This is a genomic window from Pseudomonas sp. IT-P100, assembly GCF_949767185.1.
GTDB lineage: Bacteria > Pseudomonadota > Gammaproteobacteria > Pseudomonadales > Pseudomonadaceae > Aquipseudomonas > Aquipseudomonas fluorescens_B.
This window is the reverse complement of sequence record NZ_CATKQK010000011.1, coordinates 578,321-593,111: the sequence shown is the minus strand read 5'-3', so window position 1 is coordinate 593,111 and position 14,791 is coordinate 578,321. Positions and strand designations below refer to the sequence as shown.

12 protein-coding genes and 1 tRNA gene are annotated in these 14,791 nt (G+C 58.8%); 5 read left to right on the top strand and 8 right to left on the bottom strand.

Going from position 1 to position 14,791, the window contains the following annotated elements; genetic code table 11:
* Positions 1-257: 257 nt before the first annotated feature.
* The gene (locus tag ACM6IQ_RS10925; RefSeq protein ID WP_414878718.1) at positions 258-518 is read left to right on the top strand and encodes a hypothetical protein; all 261 of its coding nucleotides are present in this window, start codon (positions 258-260) and stop codon (positions 516-518) included.
* A 127-nt stretch (positions 519-645) separates the two neighbouring features.
* Here the strand turns inward: ACM6IQ_RS10925 and ACM6IQ_RS10920 are convergent, their stop codons facing one another.
* Together ACM6IQ_RS10920 and ACM6IQ_RS10915 are read right to left on the bottom strand one after the other, a co-directional pair.
* Positions 646-2,682 carry an acyltransferase family protein gene (locus ACM6IQ_RS10920; protein ID WP_414878717.1) on the bottom strand — a complete coding sequence of 679 codons (2,037 nt, stop codon included), beginning with the start codon at positions 2,680-2,682 and terminating at the stop codon, positions 646-648.
* A 220-nt stretch (positions 2,683-2,902) separates the two neighbouring features.
* Positions 2,903-3,199: a lysis system i-spanin subunit Rz gene (locus tag ACM6IQ_RS10915; protein WP_414878980.1), complete on the bottom strand. Its 297-nt coding sequence runs from the start codon at positions 3,197-3,199 to the stop codon at positions 2,903-2,905.
* Between ACM6IQ_RS10915 and ACM6IQ_RS10910 the strand changes: the two genes are divergently transcribed.
* Positions 3,116-3,694 carry a tyrosine-type recombinase/integrase gene (locus ACM6IQ_RS10910; protein ID WP_414878716.1) on the top strand — a complete coding sequence of 193 codons (579 nt, stop codon included), beginning with the start codon at positions 3,116-3,118 and terminating at the stop codon, positions 3,692-3,694. The genes ACM6IQ_RS10915 and ACM6IQ_RS10910 overlap by 84 nt on opposite strands.
* A 98-nt stretch (positions 3,695-3,792) precedes the next feature.
* Here ACM6IQ_RS10910 and ACM6IQ_RS10905 read toward each other — a convergent pair.
* Positions 3,793-3,869: transfer RNA gene (locus ACM6IQ_RS10905), tRNA-Val, on the bottom strand.
* 183 nt (positions 3,870-4,052) lie between these two features.
* Here ACM6IQ_RS10905 and ACM6IQ_RS10900 point away from each other — a divergent pair.
* Positions 4,053-5,336, top strand: a complete 1,284-nt coding sequence (locus ACM6IQ_RS10900; RefSeq protein ID WP_017337654.1) for an NAD(P)/FAD-dependent oxidoreductase — start codon at positions 4,053-4,055, stop codon at positions 5,334-5,336.
* A 119-nt stretch (positions 5,337-5,455) separates the two neighbouring features.
* Here the strand turns inward: ACM6IQ_RS10900 and ACM6IQ_RS10895 are convergent, their stop codons facing one another.
* The 5 genes from ACM6IQ_RS10895 to ACM6IQ_RS10875 form a co-directional block, all read right to left on the bottom strand.
* Positions 5,456-6,427 carry an XdhC family protein gene (locus tag ACM6IQ_RS10895; RefSeq protein ID WP_414878715.1) on the bottom strand — a complete coding sequence of 324 codons (972 nt, stop codon included), beginning with the start codon at positions 6,425-6,427 and terminating at the stop codon, positions 5,456-5,458.
* 1 nt (position 6,428) lies between these two features.
* Positions 6,429-7,664, bottom strand: a complete 1,236-nt coding sequence (locus ACM6IQ_RS10890) for a c-type cytochrome (protein WP_414878714.1) — start codon at positions 7,662-7,664, stop codon at positions 6,429-6,431.
* 2 nt (positions 7,665-7,666) lie between these two features.
* On the bottom strand, positions 7,667-8,206 hold the full coding sequence (locus ACM6IQ_RS10885) for a (2Fe-2S)-binding protein (RefSeq protein WP_414878713.1): 540 nt from the start codon (positions 8,204-8,206) through the stop codon (positions 7,667-7,669).
* Positions 8,199-11,030 carry a xanthine dehydrogenase family protein molybdopterin-binding subunit gene (locus ACM6IQ_RS10880; protein WP_414878712.1) on the bottom strand — a complete coding sequence of 944 codons (2,832 nt, stop codon included), beginning with the start codon at positions 11,028-11,030 and terminating at the stop codon, positions 8,199-8,201. The genes ACM6IQ_RS10885 and ACM6IQ_RS10880 overlap by 8 nt, the downstream gene beginning before the upstream one ends.
* A 184-nt stretch (positions 11,031-11,214) precedes the next feature.
* On the bottom strand, positions 11,215-12,156 hold the full coding sequence (locus ACM6IQ_RS10875; protein ID WP_414878711.1) for a LysR family transcriptional regulator: 942 nt from the start codon (positions 12,154-12,156) through the stop codon (positions 11,215-11,217).
* 123 nt (positions 12,157-12,279) lie between these two features.
* On the opposite strand from ACM6IQ_RS10875, the gene ACM6IQ_RS10870 reads away from it, so the two are divergent.
* The gene (locus ACM6IQ_RS10870; RefSeq protein ID WP_017337648.1) at positions 12,280-13,575 is read left to right on the top strand and encodes an MFS transporter; all 1,296 of its coding nucleotides are present in this window, start codon (positions 12,280-12,282) and stop codon (positions 13,573-13,575) included.
* Positions 13,576-13,592: 17 nt separating this feature from the next.
* Positions 13,593-14,777: an L-rhamnonate dehydratase gene (gene rhmD / locus ACM6IQ_RS10865; RefSeq protein ID WP_414878710.1), complete on the top strand. Its 1,185-nt coding sequence runs from the start codon at positions 13,593-13,595 to the stop codon at positions 14,775-14,777.
* Positions 14,778-14,791: the final 14 nt, after the last annotated feature.

Sequence of the window (14,791 nt, the reverse complement as noted above, 5' to 3'; positions counted from 1 at the left end):
ATATGACTTCAATTATGATCGATAAGCTGAGCGTTGGTTATTCCTATGACAGCACCATTTTCCGGGGAAATCTCGAACGAACAACGCTTCAAATGCTACCGCTCGTCGCACCCACCCTCGCCGAATCGTGGCGTCTCGACTCCTGTATATAAAAACAGTATCGATAAGGCTTCAACATAGATACATACGAAACCGAAGACACCAGCGATTGGCTGGGCAATCCATCACCGCTGGAAACCTGCAGGCACTTCCTGCGCATGTACGAAAACGATTTCGAAGACCTGACGCGTCAACTGGCTAGAGCTCGTGAAAACGTTCAAGGTCTGGTTCAGATGAATGACGATATGTCCGCCAGCAATGCACGTCTGATTAGCGAGCGGAGAGCATCCAAAGCCGAAGCGGTGCGACTTCATGAGGATAACTCAGATCTATCCAGCAAAGTTCGTAGCTTGCGGCTGATTGCAGATCAACGAGACTATCTGTTTAGCGAGAACCAGGCTGCTCAGGGAGATGAGTGAGCTGCAATAGCTGCTCTGTTCGCAACCGCATGAACTACGCTACCGACTCGTCAGGAGGCAGGTCGCTTGACGAGTCGGCCCGAGCAACGACGCCCCGAACTGGGCGCGCTACGCACAAGACTGGGGGCTATCTCTGAATTGTCTGGTCGAGAAATTCCACTTTCTCACGCACGAACGAAGGACGGAGGTGAGAAACGTCTTTGTAGATCGGGTTGCCATTCTCATCCAGGGACTCGCATCGATCGCTGCAAAGGTGATCCATAGGGTCAATCACGATTGCGCCAGACTCAAGCCCGACCCTTTTCAAATCACCACGGATTTTCCCGTACTTTTTGTCGAGATCAGTTTTGCTTATGCCGCCGGAACGTAATTTGAAGACGTCCGGGAAAGCCAAGACATCGCGCTGTGCTATGTACTTTGGATCAACTTCTCTCCCGATGGGGATGTTAGTAACCAAATACACCTTCTTGCCACTACCAACCATTTCCTTGATAAATCCAGAAAGGCTGGCGAGCGCTTGCTCGTAGGCGTCATCACCCAGGTGGATGACTTTCGCTAAGCCAAACCCGCTTGTGAGATAACCATTCCACTGAGCCCCAATTACCACGCGGTCAATTTCAGGCTTACCCTTAGCTAGTGCTACAACATCGCGCATCATGTCGCGACAATGCGCGTGCCCATTGTCGTATTTCAAGCCAGTGACTGGCAGGCAACCGCCTCCAGTCTTGAATATGGCAGTCCCCACTGAATTCGGTGATGCATTGATAAGCGCTTCAACTCGCGGGTAGTACTGCTCAATATTTGAGTCGCCAACAAAAAGGGTTGTTTTCGCAATACTGGATTGTTGGAGGCCGTAATTGATGGATCCGAAGCTCGCTGGAGATAGTCGCCCAGGATAATCCCACTCGCCTGCCGCTTTGGTCACTTTTGAAAACTGCTCCAATCGCTCGGGGAAACCATTTTTGGAATAGGAGTAGTAACCCACAACTCCCAGCACAAAAGACAAAATTACCAGGGCTGTAACTTTCATCACCCCGCCACGTCCTGTCCTGATCGGCTTCTCGATATAGAGATAGGTCAACCAAGCGAGGACACCACTCACCATGACCAGGGCGAAGCGAGTAAATGCTGATACTTCTCCAGCAGAAACTATCTGGGCAAACGACAGCAAAGGCCAGTGCCACAGGTAAAGCGGATAACTGATAAGGCCAATGAAAACCATGAAACGATTGGAGAGGATCGCTCTATTTACCAGGGTGCTTGGGCCGCCGAAGATTACAAGGAACGCCCCCAGGACAGGGCCTACACCCCACCATCCAGGGAACGAGTACCCCCTTTCGATCACGTAGAGCGAAACCCCAATAAGTGCGAGCCCAGCAGCTGAGATGAGGCTGCAGAGAATTTCCTGTCTACGGCTGGGAGTCGGTGGCCTAGAGAAAAACAATCTGCAATATACAACTTTTGCAATTGCCTCTACGACGACACCTTTCTTATACAAATCAATGTAAGCAAGTACAGATCCGGCCAACAACTCCCAGAACCTGATTTGAGGTAGATAATACGCTATAGAGGGATTCACCCTAATCTCTTGAATATTTATTACAAACGAAGCCACCAAGCCGACAATTATAAGCGCAAGTAAATTCAGGCCAAGGCGCCAAGCACATACAAGCAATAGAGGGAATAGCAAGTAGAACTGCTCTTCGATTGCAAGTGACCACATATGGTTCAGCGGCTTAAGATCAGATGCTACGTCAAAGTATCCTGACTCTCCGGCTAGAGCATAATTCTGTAGGTACACCACGCTAGCGGCCAAATGCTTACCTAATTGCCTAAATTCATCAGGCAACAGTAAAAACCACCCAGCCACTAACACAAAGAGCAACACCACGATTAAAGCTGGGAATATCCTTTTGACACGATGCGAATAAAAACTGCCGAAACTGAACCGATTCTCATCAAGGCCTTTGAATATTATTCCAGAGATAAGATATCCGGAAATGACGAAGAAAATATCGACCCCGACGAAACCGCCTTTGACAACGTTTGGGAAAGCATGAAAAAGAACGACTGACAAAATTGCCAGCGCGCGCATTCCATCAATATCTGGACGGTAGCTACTAACTTTATCAACTCTCAGCTTATTGATTTCTTTGTATTCCATCTTTGCTGCACGCCTTCACACTTATCATCCGTGACCAGCGCAACATTAAAGGATAATTTAGAAACCCATCAACGCTACTTGCGGATCAAATTGATAATATAATTAATAATAAACTGCCAAAAAGCGGGCCATATTAATCTGTGAGCCTTCTGCTTACAAGGTCGATACACTCTCGACGCGATCACGGTATGGGTGCGAGGCACACGTCCTCGACGTAGCCCTAAAGCACCCTCAGTGCCACGTGGTCTGAGACAATCCCGGCGCGGATATCGAAAACAGTCGACCCAGAAGCCGCAGAGAGCTCGACGGTTCCTGCATCGCACAAGCTAGTGGCGCCGGCGGAACTGGGGACGTCCCCACTACAGGCACGACAACTTCCCGCGATGCGCATCCGGCGAGCAGAATCGTCAGCAGCGCGGCGCAGCTTCTCATTTTGGGCGAGACCATCGGTCTTCTCCTTTTGATGTTTCTGGTCGAGGGCGGCGAGTGCCTGCTCCGCCGCCTGCTGCTTTTCCAGTGCTTTGCGCGCCTGCGCTGCACCAGCATTGGCAACAGCGGCCTCGTTGGTAGCGATGAGCTGTCCGTAGCTGTTGACAACCCTATCCATTTGAAGGTCACCATGGGTGCAGCGCTGCGGGAGGTGGTCGGCGAGTGCCTGCGATCGCCGCTGGTGTCGCCTTACCTGATCCACTACAAACCGAAAGCCCGGCGCCGGGAACAGATCGACGCGAAGGATCACTGGACGTCGGTGACACCGGACTACCTGACCAAGGAGTTCAGCAAGGCGAGGGACGCCGCGCACGCTTACAACCATGTGCCGGACGGTGAACGCCCCACGTTTCACGAGATCCGCGCTTTAGGGGCATGGCTGTACGAGCAGCAGAACTTCCCGCAGGAGTACATCCAGGCGCTGATGGGGCATACGGACGAGAAGATGACAAAGCACTATCAGGAGGGGCACGACGAAAAGAAGATCGAGTACTTAGAGGTGGGCGCCGAATTGGCGTTCTGAGGTGGGAGTTTTGCAAAATTTTTGCAAATCGCAGGCAACAAAAAAGGGCCCACCTTTCGGTGAGCCCTTCTAGACCGCCCAGCAGAGCGGATTTTGTTTGGTAGGCGCGATTGGACTCGAACCAACGACCCCCACCATGTCAAGGTGGTGCTCTAACCAACTGAGCTACGTGCCTGCTGTGAGGCGGCATTCTACGGAATTCCGGAGGGGTGTCAACACCTTTTTTCGAGCTAACCCTATGAATATGCAAAATATTTAATTTTGCGTCTGCGAAGAAGATTTTGTGGTGGCTGGCGGTCGATTTTTAACTCGGGTAGGATCGGGGCACTCGTAAAATATATTAAACAGAGGCTGCAGGATGGCGAACACCCCCTACCCAGAGTCCTATTACGCCGCATCGGCCAATTCGGTTCCGCCACGCTCGGCCTTGCAGGGTGATGTAGAGACTGATGTCTGTGTGATCGGTGCCGGTTACACCGGTCTGTCCTCTGCCCTGTTTCTGCTGGAGCACGGTTTCAAGGTCACGGTGCTGGAAGCCGCCAAGGTGGGTTTTGGCGCGTCGGGCCGCAACGGTGGCCAGATCGTTAACAGCTACAGCCGCGACATCGATGTGATCGAACGCACCGTTGGCCCCAAGCAGGCACAGTTGTTGGGGCAGATGGCGTTCGAGGGCGGGCGGATCATTCGTGAGCGGGTCGCCAAATACAACATCCAGTGTGACCTGAAGGACGGTGGTGTGTTCGCCGCGATCACCGCCAAGCAGATGGGCCATCTGGAATCGCAGAAGCGCCTGTGGGAGCGTTTCGGTCACACGCAGCTCGAGCTGCTGGATCAGAAACGCATTCGTGAAGTGGTGAACTGCGAGCAATACATCGGCGGCATGCTCGACATGAGTGGCGGGCACATTCATCCGCTGAACCTGGCGCTCGGCGAAGCGGCGGCGGTCGAGTCATTGGGCGGCACTATTTATGAGCAATCGCCGGCAGTGCGCATCGAGCGCGGCGCGAACCCGGTGGTGCATACGCCTCAGGGTAAGGTCCGGGCCAGGTTCATCATCGTCGCGGGCAATGCTTATCTCGGCAATCTGGTGCCGGAGCTTGCCGCCAAGTCGATGCCTTGCGGCACTCAGGTCATCACTACCGAACCGTTGAGTGATGAATTGGCGAAAAGCCTGCTGCCACAGGATTATTGCGTCGAAGACTGCAATTACCTGCTCGACTACTATCGCCTGAGCGGTGACAAGCGCCTGATTTTCGGCGGCGGCGTGGTGTACGGCGCGCGGGACCCGGCGAACATCGAGGCGATCATCCGGCCGAAGATGCTCAAGGCGTTCCCTCAGCTCAAAGATGTGAAGATCGACTACGCGTGGACCGGCAATTTCCTGCTGACCCTGTCGCGTCTTCCGCAGGTCGGGCGCCTGGGCGATAACATCTACTATTCCCAGGGTTGCAGCGGTCACGGTGTGACGTACACGCATCTGGCGGGCAAGGTGCTGGCTGAAGCGTTGCGCGGTCAGGCTGAGCGTTTTGATGCGTTTGCTGGCTTGCCGCACTATCCGTTCCCCGGTGGACAACTGCTGCGCACGCCGTTTGCGGCGCTGGGGGCTTGGTATTACGGGTTGCGGGACAAGTTCGGGTACTGACCGACACGGTAAAACCATTGTGGGAGCGAACCTGCTCGCGAAGGCGGCCAGACAGTCAACATGAATGTTGAATGTGCCGGCCTCTTCGCGAGCAGGCTTGCTCCCACATTGATTTGGGGTCAGAGCCGATCTCGTGGGATGCCGCTGCGGATCCGAATGATGTCGGCGAGTACGGCGAGGGCAATTTCCGCAGGGGTCTTGCTGCCCAGGTTCAGTCCGATCGGCGCATGAATCCGCGCCAACTCCGCATCTCCCAAACCACCAATCCTGCGCAACCGCTCGAAACGTTTCTGCGACGTCTGCATCGATCCCATCACGCCGATGTAAAAGGCCTCGGTGCGGACCGCTTCCATCATCGCCAAATCGTCGATGCGTGGATCGTGGGTCAGCGCAACCACCGCCGTGTCGCGGTGACAGCCACCGTCGGCGATGAACACCGAGGGCAACTGACGGCGGACCTCGACATTTTCCAGCACCACGCCTTCCAGCACTTCGTCGCGGGGATCGCACAGGATCACCTCGAAACCCAGGCCCACCGCCAACTCCGCACACGCTTGGGCGACGCTGGAGTATCCCGCGAGCAACAAGCGCTGAGCTGCACCGATCCGCAGTCGAACCCGGTCGATCTCGCGCTCGACGCGCACGCCCTGCTCGCGATCGGCGAACACGCTGCGCGCGCCGCTGGCAAGATCGACTTCGCGGATCAACCGACGCTGCCCCAACAACGCCGACTCCAGTTCCCGCAAATGCGCCTGAACCTCGCAATCAGGGTTCAGCCTCTCCACCAGTACATCGAGCACGCCGCCGCAGGGCAGGCTCACCCGGGAACGCGGATCATCGCCCTCGCCATAACGCACGACGCTGACGGCTTGATCAAATACGCCCTCGGCGACGCGCTCAAGGAAATCTTCCTCGACGCAGCCGCCGGACAGCGAGCCGATCCATTGTCCCTGAGCATTCACCGCCAGCAGCGATCCAGGCGCGCGGGGCGCTGAACCATAGGTGGCCAGCACGGTGCACAACCAGAAGCGCTGGCCGGCCGTCGACCAGTCCAGCGCCCGGCGCACCACTTGCAGATCGAGATGCTGCATGTCAGTGCGCCTTGTGCTCGAGCGGCGGTGCATCAGCCCGCAGCGCCTGCACATCCCCCACCGCCAGGTCTTCCGACTGACCTCCCCAGCCCTGACGCAGGTAGTTCAACAGATCGGTGAGTTGCTCGTGGCTGAGCTTCTCCGCGAAACCGGGCATCGGTTGCATGTGTTCGAACCCGGCAAACTTCTGCTCACCGATGCCATCGTCGATCACCCGCACCAGGTTGCGTGGATCTTCCAGACGCAGCGTGGTGTTGCCGCGCATGGCGACCGCGATGTGCGGCTTGCCTTCGCCGTTGACCGCGTGGCAACCGGCGCAAACATTGAGGTAATCCTGTCGACCGCGCTGGGCACTGGCGCTCAGTTTCTCGAACGGCACTTCGTTCAGCACTTTTGCCGTCGGTGGCTGATCGCCGAGCAAGAAGGTCGCCATGGCCGCCAGGTCCGGTTCATTGAGGCCCTGGGTGCTGTTGTGGAACACCGGGAACATCTCGTTGAACATCGTGCCCTGGGCGCTCATGCCGTGCTTGAGGAACGAGCTCAGGTCCTGATGATTCCAGCCACGTGCAGCCAGATCGTCGGCCAGCAGGCTCGGCGCCAGATAGCCGTTGAGCAGGCCGCCGGTCATGCGTTTGTCTTGCTGCATCGCACCGGGCAAACCGCGCGGCGTGTGGCATTCGCCGCAGTGGCCAAGCACGTCGACCATGTATTGGCCGCGCTTGAAGGCTTCGCTTTTGCCCTCGGTCGACGACAGTTTCACGTCCTTGCCATAGAGCAGGTTCCAGCCCATCAAACCCAGGCGCACATTAAACGGGAAGCTCAGGCTGGTGACCGGCGCTGCGCGCTCAATCGGCTCGACCGTTTTCAGGTAAGCGTGAATCGCGTCGGAGTCTTCACGCGGCATCAAGTGATACGAGGTGTAGGGCATCGCCGGGTACAGGTTCGCGCCATCGCGACGCTTGCCTTCGGTGAGCGCGGCGAAGAATTCATCATCGCTGTAGAGGCCGATACCGTGCTCTTTGCTTGGCGTGATGTTGGTGCCGTAGATCGTGCCGAACGGCGAGACGATCGGCAGGCCACCCGCATACGGCGCGCCACCCGGTGCGGTGTGACACGCCATGCAGTCAGCGGCGCGAGCGAGATAGGCACCGCGGACAACCTGATCATCCGCCTGCGCCAGCAACACCGGCGCAGCCAGGCCAACCGCCAATGCGAGACGGGAAAATAGAGGCTTCATGCTTAACCCTCCTTGACCAGGCCGAGATCGGTCAGCACGTTGCGCGTCGCACTGTAGTAGCGCACGTAGCCGGTGCAGCGACAGACGTGGTGACCGAGGCTGTCCTCGATCACTTGTTCCAGCTGGCTTTTGACGATCGGCTGACGTTGCAGCTTCTCCACCAACACGGTCGCGGCATTCACGAAACCCGGCGCGCAGTAGCTGCACTGGAAGGCGAATTCATCGACGAAGCGCTGCTGGATCGGGTTCAGTTCGGTGACCTTGCCCTGTTCGTCACGGGTCGCGTGGCCTTCGATGGTCCGTACTTTCTTGCCTTCGAAGTAGTGCGCGCCCGTGATGCAGGTGCGCACTTCTTCGCTGGTGCCGTCGGGGTGGTCGACGATCACCACACAGGCGTGGCAAATGCCCTGGCCGCAGCCGAGGCGTGAGCCGGTGAGGTTTCTGTATTCGTGCAGGTAGTCGATCATCGGCAGGTCATCAGGGATGGCCACCGGGCCGACGGATTGACCGTTGAGGGTCAGTTGAAGCGGACGGTCAGCCATTGAGGGCCTCCTTGATGCGGGCAGAAGTGATGGGCAGGTCGCGGACCCGTTTGCCGATGGCATGGGCCACGGCGTTACCGATGGCACCGACCACCGGGATCATCACCACTTCGGCGATGCCCTTCGATGGATCACTCGGCGACAGCGGCGGCAGGATTTCCGCCGTCTGCTTCCAGACCGCAACGTGGCGCGCCATCGGTAAGCGGTAACGGTTGAAGTTCCAGTCACCCTCCCCCGGCCCGCCTTCGTACAGCGGCATTTCTTCCATCAACGCGTGGCCGATGCCCATGGCGATCCCGCCTTCGACCTGGCCCTTGACCAGCTCCTCCACCAGTACCCGACCACACTCGACCCACGAGTGATGGTTGAGCACCTGCACTTCGGCCGAACCCTTGTTCACTTTCAATTCCACCAGCGTCGCCACCGGGCTGTAGTAAGTCACCGCCGCGTTGTTCAACTGAATGTCCGGGTAATGCACGTTCTGGCGATCGAGCAGATGGAAACCGGCGCTGTTCATCTGCGCTTTTTTCACGTTCGGTGCGCCATCGCCGTACTTCACCGCCAGGCCGTCAAGCGGCAGACGCTCACGCACGCCGTCGATGCTGAACTCGGCCTCGGCCCAGCTCCAGCGGTTGAAACCGTGCACGGTTGCGCCGGTCACCAACCCTTTTTCGTGAGCGTGTTTCGCCAATTGCTCGAAGCTCAGTGGCTGCATGCCGTTGGCCGTGAGTTTGCCGTCGACCCAATGCGCGTCTTCACGACGAACCACATATGGATTGGCCTGGCCGCCGTAAGGGCCCTGCCCCCAGATCTGCAACGCTGCCGGCCACAAACCGTGGTTGAACAGCACGCGCGCTGCTTCACGGGTGGCGTGGCTGAAGTAGTACGCGGAGTTGGTCGCCGACGAGGCCGAAGCGAGTTTGCCGACCCAGCGCGGGTTGCGCAGAAAGTTGTCCTGCTCGGCCTGACTCATGATGTACGGGTTGCCGCCGGTGATCAGTTGCAACTCTTTCCATTCGGTCTCGCCGGTCTTCACTTCGTGCGCCGGGTTGCCGAGGAAATCGGCCACGACCAGTGCTTGCGAAGTGGACATGCCGGTACCGATTTCAATGCCGATGTGGCGCAGATGGATGCGGCCTTCAGCGGTGAATTCGACGCTGGCCATCGGTGCTTCGGAGCCGGTGCCGAAGTCTTTCTGGCAGATGGCAAAACCGACGCCATACCAGTTATCCGGGTCTGCGGATTCGCGCTGCCGTTTGATTGCGTCGCGGTTTTTCCAGACCTCGTGAACGGAGGCCTTGTCGAGAATTTCATGCAGACGCAAGGCACCCGCCGGCACCGCGCCCTGGGTGTTTTTCATGCCCGAGACCATGGCGTTTTTCTTGCGCAGGTCGATGGCGTCGATGCCGAGGCGACCGGCAATTTCATCCACCATCATTTCGGTGGAGGCCATGCTTTGCAGCGTGCCGTAGCCACGCATCGAGCCCGCTTCAACGGCACGCGAGTGATAAGCCGTGACCTGCAAATCGTTCTGCGGCATGTAGTAGATCGACTGCGCCGCCGTGGCGCCAACCGCCGCCACCGATGGGCTGTAGTTGATCCGCCCGCCACCATCGACGCTCATCTCGGCGCGGAAAATCTTGAAGCTGTGGTCGGTCTTGTCCACCGCCAGCTGGTAGCGAATGTCGAACGGGTGACGCTTGATGCCGCTCTGGAATTGCTCGTAGCGATCATTGGCCAGACGCACCGGCACACCGGCGCCGTACAACGCCGCAAGGGCCGCGTAGTAGACGAAAATGTTGTGGTCTTTGGAGCCATAGCCGACGGTGTAGCCCGGATGCATGTGCAGGTTGGCCAGGCCGAAACGCGACGGCGCGATCATCTTCGCGGTCTCGGTCGCGGTTTCCAGCGGGCACTGGGTGGCGACGACAAAATGCAGGGTCTTGGTCGCCGGGTCGTACCAGCCGTTGCCGTTGTCCGGCTCCATTGCGGCCGGTTCGATCGACGGGGTTTTGTAGCGCTCGTCGAACACCAGCCAGTTGTCTGGCGGCGTATCGATCTGCTGCTTCATGCGCTCGGCGTAAAACAGACCGCGCTCGGTCAGGTTGCCGTGCAGGTCCGGCTGGGAATTCCATACCGGGCGACGGTTTTTCAGCATCGGAAACAGGATCGAATCCTTGAGACTGGCGAATTCGTCTTCGTCCGCCGAAGTGGCGCCGCCGACGCGTACGTAGCGGAAACTGCCGTAGGGATCGCCTTCGTAGAACGGCACCTGGGCACCGTAACGAATCGCTTTGTCATTGAATTTGAGTTGCGCCTTGGCCTGACGGAAGCGCTCGAAGTCGTTCCAGATCAGGATCGCCACCGGGTGGCCGATGAACATCGGCACCTTGCCTTCGGGCAGCAGCGGATCGGGTGCGTGCTCTTCCGGGAAAGCGATGCCGTCCTTGTCCAGGTCCGCGGCGGTGACGATGCGATCGGGCTGCAAGTCGGCACCAAGCCACGACAGGTCGTAGCCCGCATAGATGCGGTCGGCCTTGATGGTTTTCAGCAACATGGCGTGGCCCTGCTGCTGCGGCCAGCCCGGCATGTCCTTGGCGCGGATGTCGCGGGCAAAGACTTTGCTGCCGCAGACCTTGGACAAGGCATCGTTACGCGAGCGCGCCTTGCCGTTGTTGCCGAGCCATTGCTCGGACGGCACGGTCACGCTGTTTTCCATCAAGGCTGCCAGCGCCGGACTGCCGAGCGGTGTCAGCGTCACGCTCACACCCGCCACCAGCCCGCCCTGAAGGAACGAGCGCCGGGATATTTCACGGTTGGACATGGATCATCCTCTGGGCGGTTATGGGCCCGCCCTTCTGGTTATGTTCTGGAAATCTCGAGTCTTGCAGAAGCCCTTTTTGACGTTGCAAAGGGCTGTGTTGACAGTGCAAAGCTGACCGAAAGGTTAACTTTATAGATTTATGCGCCTATAGAAAACAACTGGTTACAAAAATCTGACCGAGGAATCAAAAAACCGCTGCTTTGCGGCGAAGCAAATCGATGAACAAACCCAACTCCCGACTGATGTGTTCACCCTTGCGCAACAGCAATCCGAACGGCGCCAATTGCACGTCCAGCTCTACCGGCAGCGCCACCACCAGACCCATTTTCAGGTAGTCGCGCAATGCGGTTTCCGACAACACCATGATGGCGTCGGTCAGCTGGATCAGCTGCTGCATGGAATACACCGAGCTGCATTCGATGATGTCGGCAGGTGTCGGCAAGGCCAGGCGCTGCAAGGCCTGGTCAAGCCCAATGCGCGCCGGACTGGTTTCCGGTTGCAGGATCCACGGCCAGCCGCTGACCAGTTCCGACAGCTCGAGTTTTTTGCGCCTGGCCAGTGGATGACCGGCATGCACCACCACCAGCAATCGTTCGTTGCCCAGTTGCTCGAACGCGTAGTGCTCGCTGTCAGTGGCCGCATTGCGTCGAGCGATGGCGAGGTCGATGCGACCCTGCTCCAGCAGTTGAATCACCTGGTCGCTGGTGTCGCCCATGATGCGGATTCGCAGTTGCGGATTCAGCGACTTGATCTCGGCAATCGAATCCATCACCAGGTCCGGTGCCGCGCCCATGATGGTGCCGATGGAGAGGTAGCCGTAGCCGCCCTGCTGCCGTGCGATCAGGTCTTCGGCGCAGCGATCGAGGCCGCTGATGGCTGACTCCGCGAAGCGGATCAACTCGGCGCCCAGTGCCGTCGGCCGCATCCCGCGCGGCAGGCGCTCGAACAGGTCGCAACCGAACATGTCTTCAATCTCATGCAGCATGCGGGTGGCGGCCGGTTGCGACATGTTCAGGTTTTGCGAGGCGCGGTGCAGGTTCAGACTGCTACTCAGCGCCACCAGCATGTGCAGATGCTTGTAGCGCAGACGGTTGAGCAGGCTGCGGGAAACGGTGGGTGTCGTCATGGCGGGCCTTTTATCGATACCCTGAGGGTATCAGTTGTTAGCTAGATTCGATTTGTAACGCATCGATCCGCAGCCGTACAGTCTTTCCCATAAGAACAAATGCCCTACCAAAGGAAAACTGCGATGAAGACTCTACCTGCGCCTCTGCTCGCCAAAATTTCCTGGCGGCTGCTCCCGTTTCTCCTGCTGATGTACATCATGGCTTTTCTCGACCGCGCCAACGTCGGGTTCGCCAAGCAAGCCTTTCAAGCCGACACCAACATCAGTGACGCCGCGTTCGCCTTCGGCGCCGGGGTGTTCTTCGTCGGGTACGCGCTGCTCGAAGTGCCGAGCAACCTGATCCTGCACCGCGTCGGCGCCCGTCTGTGGATGTGCCGGATCATGGTCACCTGGGGCCTGGTCTCCGCCGCGATGGTCTTCGCCCACACCGAAACCAGCTTCTACGTTCTGCGCTTCTTGCTGGGCGTGGCCGAAGCCGGTTTCTTCCCCGGCGTCATCCTTTACCTCACCTACTGGTTCCCCAGCGCCGCGCGCGGCAAAGCCATGGGCTTCTTCTACTTCGGTGCACCCCTGGCGTTCATCTTCGGCAGCCCGTTGTCCGGCCTGTTACTGGAGATGGACGGGTTTGCCGGTGTCCACGGCTGGCAATGGCTGTTCGCAGTTGAAGGCCTGATGGCCACGGCGGTAGGTGTCTGGGCCTATTGGTACCTGGACAATCGCCCGGCCGATGCAAAGTGGCTGACCGTTGAAGAACGCCAGCAAGTGCAAGGCATCCTCGATCAAGAAGACAGCCACAAACAGAACCACGGCCGCAGCCTGCTCAACGTCCTGTGCCAGCCGTCGGTGCTGTACCTGTGCCTGATTTATCTGCTGATTCAGGCCAGTGTCTACGGCGTGGTGTTCTATCTGCCCACCCAGGTCGGCGGACTGCTGGGCACCAAGGTCGGACTGATGGTCGGACTGGTCACGGCGATTCCGTGGATCTGCGCGATAGTCGCGGCGTACCTGATCCCCGGCTACAGCGACCGCACCGGCGAACGTCGACGCACCGCTTGCCTGACTTTGCTGATGTCGGCAGCCGGGATCGCCTGCTCGGTGACCTTCGCCAGCCCGTTCCTCGGCATCGTCGCCCTGTGCTTCGCCGCTTCCGGGTTCATCGCCGTGCAACCGGTGTTCTGGACCTTCCCTTCCAGTTACCTCGCCGGCAGCGCTGCGGCGGCCGGGATCGCCCTGATCAACTCGTTCGGCGCCCTCGGCGGCTTCATCGCCCCGGTGCTGAAGAACTGGGCCGAAGGCGCCTTCCATTCACCGGCCGCCGGTCTGTACGTGTTGGCCGGCACCACTGTCATTGCCGCGTTGCTGGTCCTGGGCATCCGTTCACCCGTGCAGAAGCCTTCCAGCAAACCGGCCACCGTTTAAACCTGAGGAGTCACACCATGGGCATTCCAACCATCAAACACGTCCGCGCCTTCACATTGAGAGGCGGCGGCGCGGACTATCACGATCAGGCGGACGGCCACTGGATCGACGATCACATTGCCACGCCGATGAGCAAGTACCCCGAATACCGCCAGAGCCGCCGCACATTCGGCATCAACGTGCTTGGCACGCTGGTGGTGGAGATCGAGGCCAGCGACGGCACCGTCGGTTTCGCGGTGACCACGGGCGGCGAGCCCGCTGCCTACATCGTCGAAAAACATCTGGCACGTTTTCTCGAAGGTGCACGGGTCACCGACATCGAAAAAATCTGGGACCAGATGTACCAGTCGACCCTGTATTACGGGCGCAAAGGCATCGTCATCAATACGATTTCCGGCGTCGACCTGGCGTTGTGGGACTTGCTCGGCAAGATCCGCCAGGAGCCGGTGCATCAGTTGCTCGGTGGCGCGGTCCGCGACGAATTGCAGTTCTACGCCACCGGCGCCCGTCCGGACCTGGCGCAGAAAATGGGGTTCATCGGCGGCAAGATGCCGTTGCACCACGGCCCGGCCGAGGGCGAGGAAGGCCTGCGCAAGAACCTCGAAGAACTGGCGACCATGCGCGAACGGGTCGGCCCGGACTTCTGGCTGATGCTCGATTGCTGGATGAGCCTGGACCTCAACTACGCCACCAAACTCGCAGTCGGCGCCCACGACTATGGCTTGAAGTGGATCGAAGAAGCCCTGCCGCCGGACGACTATTGGGGTTACGCCGCCCTGCGCAACAACGTGCCCAAGGGCATGCTGGTGACCACCGGTGAACATGAAGCGACCCGCTGGGGTTTCCGCATGCTGCTGGAGATGGGCTGCTGCGACATCATCCAGCCGGATGTCGGCTGGTGTGGCGGGATCACTGAACTGGTGAAAATTTCCGCCCTGGCCGACGCCCACAACGCGCTGGTCATTCCTCACGGCTCGTCGGTTTACAGCTATCACTTCGTCGCCACTCGGCATAACAGTCCGTTCGCCGAGTTCCTGATGATGGCGCCCAAGGCTGACGAAGTGGTACCGATGTTCCACCCGCAATTGCTCGGCGAACCGGTGCCGGTAAACGGCCGCATGCGCCTGTCCGCACTCGACCAGCCCGGCTTTGGCGTAACGCTCAACCCGGAATGCCAACTGCATCGGCCGTACAACCGCTGAGTAAGGACCCCGTC